Source organism: Streptomyces ipomoeae 91-03 (assembly GCF_000317595.1).
Taxonomy (GTDB): Bacteria; Actinomycetota; Actinomycetes; order Streptomycetales; family Streptomycetaceae; genus Streptomyces; species Streptomyces ipomoeae.
The window spans coordinates 1-7,522 of the sequence record NZ_AEJC01000364.1; the positions used below are offsets into that span (position 1 = coordinate 1).

General features: G+C 68.3%; 9 protein-coding genes and 5 tRNA genes. 3 read left to right on the forward strand and 11 right to left on the reverse strand.

The window, feature by feature from the left end; translation table 11 throughout:
* Positions 1–35: 35 nt before the first annotated feature.
* From STRIP9103_RS23170 to leuC, 4 genes are all read right to left on the reverse strand, one after another.
* Positions 36–638: an HU family DNA-binding protein gene (locus tag STRIP9103_RS23170; RefSeq protein ID WP_009320382.1), complete on the reverse strand. Its 603-nt coding sequence runs from the start codon at positions 636–638 to the stop codon at positions 36–38.
* 138 nt (positions 639–776) lie between these two features.
* Positions 777–1,007: an SCO5555 family protein gene (locus STRIP9103_RS23175; protein ID WP_048820816.1), complete on the reverse strand. Its 231-nt coding sequence runs from the start codon at positions 1,005–1,007 to the stop codon at positions 777–779.
* Positions 1,008–1,295: 288 nt separating this feature from the next.
* Complete coding sequence (gene leuD, locus STRIP9103_RS23180) at positions 1,296–1,889, reverse strand: 3-isopropylmalate dehydratase small subunit (protein ID WP_009320378.1); 594 nt, start codon at positions 1,887–1,889, stop codon at positions 1,296–1,298.
* A 6-nt stretch (positions 1,890–1,895) separates the two neighbouring features.
* Positions 1,896–3,326 carry a 3-isopropylmalate dehydratase large subunit gene (leuC, locus tag STRIP9103_RS23185; protein ID WP_009320387.1) on the reverse strand — a complete coding sequence of 477 codons (1,431 nt, stop codon included), beginning with the start codon at positions 3,324–3,326 and terminating at the stop codon, positions 1,896–1,898.
* A gap of 194 nt (positions 3,327–3,520) precedes the next feature.
* Here leuC and ndgR point away from each other — a divergent pair, with 194 nt between their 5' ends.
* Complete coding sequence (gene ndgR / locus STRIP9103_RS23190; protein ID WP_009320373.1) at positions 3,521–4,237, forward strand: IclR family transcriptional regulator NdgR; 717 nt, start codon at positions 3,521–3,523, stop codon at positions 4,235–4,237.
* A gap of 183 nt (positions 4,238–4,420) precedes the next feature.
* Here the strand turns inward: ndgR and STRIP9103_RS23195 are convergent, their stop codons facing one another.
* Positions 4,421–4,936: a DUF4188 domain-containing protein gene (locus tag STRIP9103_RS23195; RefSeq protein ID WP_009320380.1), complete on the reverse strand. Its 516-nt coding sequence runs from the start codon at positions 4,934–4,936 to the stop codon at positions 4,421–4,423.
* A 92-nt stretch (positions 4,937–5,028) separates the two neighbouring features.
* On the opposite strand from STRIP9103_RS23195, the gene STRIP9103_RS23200 reads away from it, so the two are divergent.
* On the forward strand, positions 5,029–5,673 hold the full coding sequence (locus tag STRIP9103_RS23200) for a MerR family transcriptional regulator (protein ID WP_009320376.1): 645 nt from the start codon (positions 5,029–5,031) through the stop codon (positions 5,671–5,673).
* Positions 5,674–5,741: 68 nt separating this feature from the next.
* Here STRIP9103_RS23200 and STRIP9103_RS23205 read toward each other — a convergent pair.
* The 6 genes from STRIP9103_RS23205 to STRIP9103_RS23230 form a co-directional block, all read right to left on the reverse strand.
* Positions 5,742–5,814, reverse strand: a tRNA-Glu gene (locus tag STRIP9103_RS23205).
* 44 nt (positions 5,815–5,858) lie between these two features.
* Positions 5,859–5,930 (reverse strand) — tRNA-Gln (locus STRIP9103_RS23210).
* Positions 5,931–5,950: 20 nt separating this feature from the next.
* Positions 5,951–6,023: transfer RNA gene (locus tag STRIP9103_RS23215), tRNA-Glu, on the reverse strand.
* 62 nt (positions 6,024–6,085) lie between these two features.
* Positions 6,086–6,158: transfer RNA gene (locus STRIP9103_RS23220), tRNA-Glu, on the reverse strand.
* Between the two features lie 40 nt (positions 6,159–6,198).
* Positions 6,199–6,270 (reverse strand) — tRNA-Gln (locus STRIP9103_RS23225).
* A 91-nt stretch (positions 6,271–6,361) separates the two neighbouring features.
* On the reverse strand, positions 6,362–7,093 hold the full coding sequence (locus STRIP9103_RS23230) for an HAD family hydrolase (RefSeq protein WP_009320374.1): 732 nt from the start codon (positions 7,091–7,093) through the stop codon (positions 6,362–6,364).
* A gap of 81 nt (positions 7,094–7,174) precedes the next feature.
* Between STRIP9103_RS23230 and STRIP9103_RS50070 the strand changes: the two genes are divergently transcribed.
* Positions 7,175–7,342: a hypothetical protein gene (locus STRIP9103_RS50070; RefSeq protein WP_009320384.1), complete on the forward strand. Its 168-nt coding sequence runs from the start codon at positions 7,175–7,177 to the stop codon at positions 7,340–7,342.
* The last annotated feature ends 180 nt before the right edge of the window (positions 7,343–7,522 follow it).

The window sequence follows — 7,522 nt, forward strand, 5'->3', positions numbered from 1 at the left end:
GGCCCGGCGCGTGAGTTACCCCAGCACCCCTGCCCTCAGCTGGCAGCGGCCTTCTTCGCGGTGGTCTTCCGAGCCGTCGTCTTCTTGGCCGGTGCCTTCTTGGCCGGCGCCTTCTTCGCCGTGGTCTTCTTCGCCGCCGCGGTCGTCTTCTTCGCCGGCGCCTTCTTCGCCGTGGTCTTCTTCGCCGCCGCGGTCGTCTTCTTCGCCGGCGCCTTCTTCGCGGTGACCTTCTTCGCCGCCGCCTTCTTCGCGGCAGCGGTGGTCTTCTTCGCCGCCGCCTTCTTGACCGTCGCCGCGGCGCCACCGGTCAGGCTGCCCTTGGGGGCCTTCTTGACCGCGACCTCGCCACCACGAGGAAGCTTCTTCGAACCGCTCACCAGGTCCTTGAAGCCCTGGCCCGCGCGGAAGCGCGGCACCGAGGTCTTCTTGACCCGAACCCGCTCGCCCGTCTGGGGGTTGCGGGCGTAGCGCGCGGGACGATCGACCTTCTCGAACGAACCGAAGCCGGTGACCGAGACTCGCTCGCCCGCGACGACAGCGCGGACGATGGCGTCCAGTACATGGTCGACAGCATCGGCGGCCTGCTGGCGGCCACCCATCTTGTCGGCAATCGCTTCTACGAGCTGCGCCTTGTTCACGTCTTCCCCTTCGGAGACATCGCCAGAACGAAAGTGTTCAAGCTTTTTCGCACGTTAGGCAGATATATACCGCAAATCAAACACGAAACGGGCTTATCACCCTTGTGCCGCAGCGGACTCGGTTGTCACGGAGTTCCTTCAGCGTTCCTCTGCGGGCATTCGCCCCTCGTCGAGATCCGCCATGAAGGCCTCCAGACGCCTTGCCGCGTCGGCGAGGTCGTGCTTGGCCACGGCCGTAATGACCAGCAGCTTCCGGGTCAGCGCCATCCGTACGCCCTCCGGGACTTGCAGTGCGCGCACCCTTGCGTGCGCTTCCTTGAGTTGGCCCGCGACCGCCGCATAGAGCCAGAGTTGGCCGTCGTGTTCCATGCACAGATTGTGCCATCTGGGGCGAGTTGTCGCCTGCCCAGGGGGTAACTGCCGTATCTCAAGGGCCTGTCGAGCACCCCCTTCCGATGCCGCACCATGATGCGCGTACCCCGGCAATCGCCTTTGTAACTAGGGGAGTTGAAACCTTTCTGCACACCACTTCGAAGGTGTCGGACTCCACACATGGCTGTACCCCCAACCGTGCACGATTGGGGGTACAGGGGGGTGTCGCGGTGGCTGGAATCAGCCTGTGCGGACCGGTTCCGAGGCGCTGTCCGCGAGCTTGGTTCAGACCTTCAGCGTCCGCGGCTTGTACGGGGGCCGCTTGGCCTCGTACGTGGCGATGTCGGCCTCGTTCTGGAGGGTGATGGAGATGTCGTCCAGCCCGTTCAGCAGCCGCCAGCGGGAGTTCTCGTCCAGCTCGAAGGAGGCGGTGATGCCCTCGGCACGCACCTCACGCGCCTCAAGGTCCACAGTGACCTCAGCAGTCACGTCCTTCTCGGTGAGCTCCCACAGGGCGTCCACGATCTTCTGCTCCAGAACGACCGTGAGCAGACCGTTCTTCAGCGAGTTGCCGCGGAAGATGTCGGCGAAGCGAGAGGAGATCACGGTCTTGAAGCCGTAGTTCTGCAGCGCCCACACGGCGTGCTCGCGGGAGGAGCCCGTGCCGAAGTCGGGGCCGGCGACCAGGACGGTCGCGCCCTGCCGCTCGGGGCGGTTGAGGATGAACTCCGGGTCCTTGCGCCAGGCCTCGAACAGCCCGTCCTCGAACCCGTCCCGCGTCACCTTCTTGAGCCAGTGAGCAGGGATGATCTGGTCGGTGTCGACGTTGGAGCGGCGCAGCGGGACGGCCCGGCCGGTGTGCGTGGTGAATGCTTCCATGGCTGATCAGACTCCAGCGGGCGTACGGGTCTCGGCGTCGGACAGGTCGGCCGGGGAGGCCAGGTGGCCCAGGACGGCCGTGGCGGCGGCGACCTGCGGCGACACCAGGTGCGTACGGCCGCCCTTGCCCTGCCTGCCCTCGAAGTTGCGGTTGGAGGTGGACGCGGAGCGCTCACCGGGGGCCAGCTGGTCGGGGTTCATGCCCAGACACATCGAGCAGCCCGCGTGCCGCCACTCGGCGCCGGCCTCCTTGAAGACGACGTCCAGGCCCTCGGAGACGGCCTGCAGACCGACCCGCGCGGAGCCGGGGACGACCAGCATCCGTACACCGTCGGCGACTTTGCGGCCCTTGAGCAGCTCGGCGGCGGCGCGCAGGTCCTCGATTCGGCCGTTGGTACAGGAGCCTACGAAGACGGTGTCCACGTTGATGGACTTCAGCGGCTGGCCGGCCTCCAACCCCATGTACTCCAGGGCCTTTTCGGCGGCCAGGCGCTCCGAAGCGTCTTCGTACGAAGCGGGGTCGGGGACGTTCGCCGAGAGCGGCGCTCCCTGTCCGGGGTTGGTGCCCCAGGTGACGAACGGCGACAGTTCGGCGGCCTCGATGATCACCTCGGCGTCGAATTCGGCGTCCTCGTCCGTCTTCAGGGTCTTCCAGTACGCGACGGCCGCGTCCCAGTCCTCGCCCTCGGGGGCGTGCGGGCGGCCCTTGAGGTACTCGAAGGTGGTCTCGTCGGGGGCGATCATGCCCGCGCGGGCACCGGCCTCGATCGACATGTTGCAGATGGTCATCCGGGCCTCCATCGAGAGCTTCTCGATGGCGGAGCCGCGGTACTCCAGGACGTAGCCCTGGCCGCCGCCGGTGCCGATCCTGGCGATGATCGCCAGGATCAGGTCCTTGGCGGTGACGCCCTCGGGCAGTTCGCCGTTGACCGTGATGGCCATGGTCTTGGGCCGGACCAGCGGCAGCGTCTGGGTGGCCAGCACATGCTCGACCTGGGAAGTGCCGATGCCGAACGCGAGACCGCCGAAGGCGCCGTGCGTGGAGGTGTGGGAGTCACCGCAGACGACCGTCATGCCGGGCTGGGTCAGACCCAGCTGCGGGCCCACGACGTGGACGACGCCCTGCTCGACGTCACCGAGCGGGTGCAGGCGCACACCGAACTCGGCGCAGTTCTTGCGCAGCGTCTCCAGCTGGGCGCGGGAGACGGGGTCCGCGATGGGCTTGTCGATGTCGAGGGTGGGGGTGTTGTGGTCCTCGGTCGCGATGGTCAGGTCGAGCCGGCGCACCTTCCGCCCGCTCTTGCGGAGACCGTCGAAGGCCTGGGGGCTGGTCACCTCGTGCAGCAGGTGCAGATCGATGAAGAGGAGGTCGGGCTCGCCCTCGGCGCGCCGGACGACATGGTCGTCCCAGACCTTCTCCGCGAGTGTCCTACCCATCGCTTTCCCTCCGGCCGGCTTGTTCTGCACCGGCCCAACTAGAGATCTCGGAGGTGGCGGACGCGCGTACCCCTCGTAGCGCGCATCGGCCGCCGGGCTCGTTGGTCCGCGAGCCATTTGTTCTGCATCAAGAGTGGCAAGGTCCACGCGAAATTGAACTTGCGTTTCACAGAGTGAGACGCGAGTATCGTTGCATGGACAACAGTAGCGGCGTCGGCGTTCTGGACAAGGCGGCCCTGGTCCTGAGCGCTCTGGAGTCCGGTCCGGCCACCCTCGCGGGTCTGGTCGGAGCCACCGGACTCGCACGACCCACGGCCCACCGCCTGGCCGTGGCTCTGGAACACCACCGCATGGTGGCACGCGACATGCAGGGCCGTTTCATTCTCGGCCCCCGGCTGGCCGAGCTGGCCGCGGCGGCCGGCGAGGACCGCCTCCTCGCGACGGCAGGGCCCGTACTCACCCACCTCCGCGACGTCACGGGCGAGAGCGCGCAGCTCTACCGCCGTCAGGGCGACATGCGCATCTGCGTGGCCGCGGCCGAGCGGCTGTCCGGACTGCGGGACACAGTGCCGGTCGGCTCCACGCTCACGATGAAGGCCGGCTCCTCGGCCCAGATCCTCATGGCCTGGGAGGAGCCGGAGCGCCTCCACCGCGGCCTCCAGGGCGCCCGCTTCACCGCGACCGCCCTGTCCGGCGTACGCCGCCGGGGCTGGGCCCAGTCGATCGGCGAGCGCGAGCCGGGCGTCGCCTCGGTCTCCGCGCCCGTACGCGGCCCCTCCAATCGGGTGGTGGCCGCCGTCTCCGTCTCCGGCCCCATCGAACGCCTCACGCGACACCCCGGCCGTATGCACGCCCAGGCAGTGATCGACGCCGCGGCCCGCCTGTCCGAGGCGTTGCGCCGGTCGGGCTGACACGAGAAAAAAGCCGTACACCGACGCAAGAGGCCGGCCTCAACGCCGCGGCAGGCCTCTTACGAACGTCAACGGCAGCGCGCCCCGCAGGGCGCGGGGCTGTATCGATGTGCGGCTCCGCCGCGCGGGCACGACCAGCCACAGACGGCCCGCACTCGTCATACCCCCGCACCCCCGCGGCGCTCAGGCAACCACCCCGTTCCGCGCCCGATGCGCGAACCGCTCCGCCGCCGTACTCCCCCGCCGCTCCACCGGCACCTGCCCATGCGCGGCGGCCAACCCGAACGCCGGCATGTCGGCGTAGACCGCCTCGTACGACCCCTCCGGCACCACATACGTCTCGTGCCAGAGCCCCACATGCGACCGCCTCTTCCCGGCCCGCCACCTGCGGTTCATCGCCGCCCACGCCTTGCGGTGGAACGCGTCGGGCGCATGGGCGTAGGCGTACAGCTTCTCCTTGGACTCCCAGTACTGGACGACGTAGTACGTCCGCGGCGAGGCCGTCAGCAGCACGCTGCCGAGCAGCCCCCAATCCGCGTCCTCGCGCAGTTCCCGCAGCATGACCCCCATCCCCCGCAGCACCGGCAGCCAGTGGCGCACGGCCCGGAAGTGGTTGATGCGCATGCCGATGAGCAGGACGACCACGTCCTCCTCGGCGTTCGCGGTGGTTGGACCGGCGGTGACCGGCTTACCGAACATGGCTCCCCCTGTCGACGACCCCTCATTGGGTAGCGGCACTATCCGAGCGCGCGTGTTTAGATAGTGTCGCTACCCAAGGGAGGGCGCAAGACATGCGGCTGGCCGAGTTGAGCGAGCGGAGCGGGGTGCCCACCGCGACGATCAAGTACTACCTGCGTGAGGGCCTGCTGGCCCCGGGACGCCAGGTCAACGCGACGACCGCCGAGTACGACGAGACGCATCTGCGCCGGCTACGGCTGGTACGGGCGTTGATCCAGGTCGGCAAGGTGCCGGTGGCGACCGCCAGGGAGGTGCTGGGGCATGTCGACGACGAGTCCCTGGGCCGAACGATCCGGCTGGGCGCGGCCCTGTGGGCGTTGCCGCAGGGCCCGGAGCCGGACGAGGAGGACCCTGCGACGGTGGCCGCGCGCGCCGAGGTGGACCGGCTGTTGAGCGCCGTCGGCTGGGAGACGTCGCGCGAGCTGAGCGCCCTCTCCCCCGTCCACCGTTCGCTGGTGGCGGCGGTCGCCACGCTGAACCGGCTGGGTTATCCGTGCGACGCGGAACTGCTGGCGCCGTACGCGGAGTTGATGCGGCAGGTGGCGCAGCGGGACCTGGATCTCATGGAGACGTACGCCACGGAGGCGGAGAAAGTGGAGACGGCGGTCACGGCGGCGGTGCTGTTCGAGCCGGTGCTGCGGGCGTTGCACCGGCTGGCGCAGGAGGAGGAATCGGCGCAGCGGTACGGCCTGGAGTAGGAACTGGGACATGATGTCGGGCACACGAAGAAGGCCCTCCACCGAGGTGGAGGGCCTTTCGTGATGCGTACCCCCGACCGGATTCGAACCGGCGCTACCGCCTTGAGAGGGCGGCGTGCTAGGCCGCTACACAACGGGGGCGTGGAGCCTGCAGGCGTTTAGTACTGCACCGCCGCAGGTCCGAGCTGGTCTACCTGGACTCGAACCAAGACTAACTGAACCAGAATCAGTCGTGCTGCCAATTACACCATAGACCAATGTGGTTTAGACCAGACAGTACCCCCGACCGGATTCGAACCGGCGCTACCGCCTTGAGAGGGCGGCGTGCTAGGCCGCTACACAACGGGGGCCCTAGCGATCCTGCATCAAGGAGAGAGGGTGCGACCCGAACTCTCCTCGCGGGAAGGATCTGTACCCCCGACCGGATTCGAACCGGCGCTACTGCCTTGAGAGGGCAGCGTGCTAGGCCGCTACACAACGGGGGCTTTGCGGATTGATCTCCGCAGTGCAGATGAGCTCTGCGAGCTGGCCTACCTGGACTCGAACCAAGACTAACTGAACCAGAATCAGTCGTGCTGCCAATTACACCATAGGCCACTGGAACGCAAGCCCCGGAGGGGATTTTGTTCTAGCTTGCGCCTTCGGTTCCCGGCCTTTCGGCCCGCTCTCCGGCGGCGCAGGAAGAACATTACCCGAAGGTGGACGGCGCTCCAAAACGACTATCCGCGCCAAGGATCGCGGGGAGTTCGGCGAGGGTGGCGATCCGGTGCGGTCCGGTGGGCGGGTCCACGGTCGCGTACGCGCCGTCGCGGTCGATCCAGACGGACAGCAGACCGGCCTCGGCGGCGCCCCGGCCGTCGATCTCCGGGTGGTCGCCGACGTACGCGACCTCGTGCGGTGACAGCGCCAGGGCCTCGCAGGCCGCGTGGAAGGCCTCGGCGGCCGGCTTGTGGACGCCCAGCTCGGCGGCGCACAGCACCGTCTCGAAGCGGTCCCACACACCGAGCGTGCGCAGTTTGCGCTCCTGGACGGGGAGGCTGGAGTTGGAGAGCACCGCGTGCCGGTGACTGGCGGCGAGGACGTCCAGGGCGGGCAGGACGTCCGGGAAGAGGGCCCAGGCGCGCTCGTAGTGGGTGATGTAGCGCTCGAACCAGGCGTCCGCCTCCGCGTCGCTCAGCGGCTCGCCGATGAAGTCCCGCACGCGGTCGCGCCGCGTGGCCTCCCAGTCACCCTCACCGGCCGCGTACCGCCGCCAGTGCAGACTCGTGAGCTCCCGCCAGCGAACGATCGCCTGCTCGACGGATTCGTACTGATGGAGCAGGCCCTCAAGGGCCAGATGGGAGCGCATCCCGGTCCGGTCGGCCGTGGTGTAGTCGAAGAGAGTGTCGTCAACGTCCCAGACCACGGCCTTGATGCTCATGGAACGACCGTAACCGCGAACGTGTCTCCGTGTACGGCGGATGCCTTAACGTGATGCGACCGCCGGGTGAAAGACCGAGCCATGACCGACTACCGCGTCCGGTTCACCGTCGAGGCCCGCGCGACATACGACTCCCTGCCCGGAGAGCGCCGAGCCCAGTGGGACGAGGCCGTGCGGACACCGGCCCGTGATCCGTTCCGCGAGAACTCGACCGCTCATGGTCATGGTGGTGCCGGAGATCTTCGATGAGAGCCACTATTCGATGAGAGCCGCTATCTGATCGACGAGGACGACATCGTCTGAGTGAGGACGCGGGGGCTGGCCCGGCGGCTGGGTTACAGCACCCGGCAGGTCGAGCGGCAGCTGATGGCCGAGCTGGGCGCCGGGCCGCTCGCGCTCGCCAGGGCCCAGCGGGCGCAGACCGCGCGG

What these genes read in the sequence shown, in the direction of transcription:
- leuD (WP_009320378.1), bottom strand. Translation starts at nt 1,889, where the DNA reads ATGGAAGCATTCACCACGCACACCGGCCGGGCCGTCCCGCTGCGCCGC.
- STRIP9103_RS23175 (WP_048820816.1), bottom strand. Translation starts at nt 1,007, where the DNA reads ATGGAACACGACGGCCAACTCTGGCTCTATGCGGCGGTCGCGGGCCAA.
- leuC (WP_009320387.1), bottom strand. Translation starts at nt 3,326, where the DNA reads ATGGGTAGGACACTCGCGGAGAAGGTCTGGGACGACCATGTCGTCCGG.
- STRIP9103_RS23195 (WP_009320380.1), bottom strand. Translation starts at nt 4,936, where the DNA reads ATGTTCGGTAAGCCGGTCACCGCCGGTCCAACCACCGCGAACGCCGAG.
- STRIP9103_RS50070 (WP_009320384.1), top strand. Translation starts at nt 7,175, where the DNA reads ATGACCGACTACCGCGTCCGGTTCACCGTCGAGGCCCGCGCGACATAC.
- STRIP9103_RS23230 (WP_009320374.1), bottom strand. Translation starts at nt 7,093, where the DNA reads ATGAGCATCAAGGCCGTGGTCTGGGACGTTGACGACACTCTCTTCGAC.
- STRIP9103_RS23200 (WP_009320376.1), top strand. Translation starts at nt 5,029, where the DNA reads ATGCGGCTGGCCGAGTTGAGCGAGCGGAGCGGGGTGCCCACCGCGACG.
- ndgR (WP_009320373.1), top strand. Translation starts at nt 3,521, where the DNA reads ATGGACAACAGTAGCGGCGTCGGCGTTCTGGACAAGGCGGCCCTGGTC.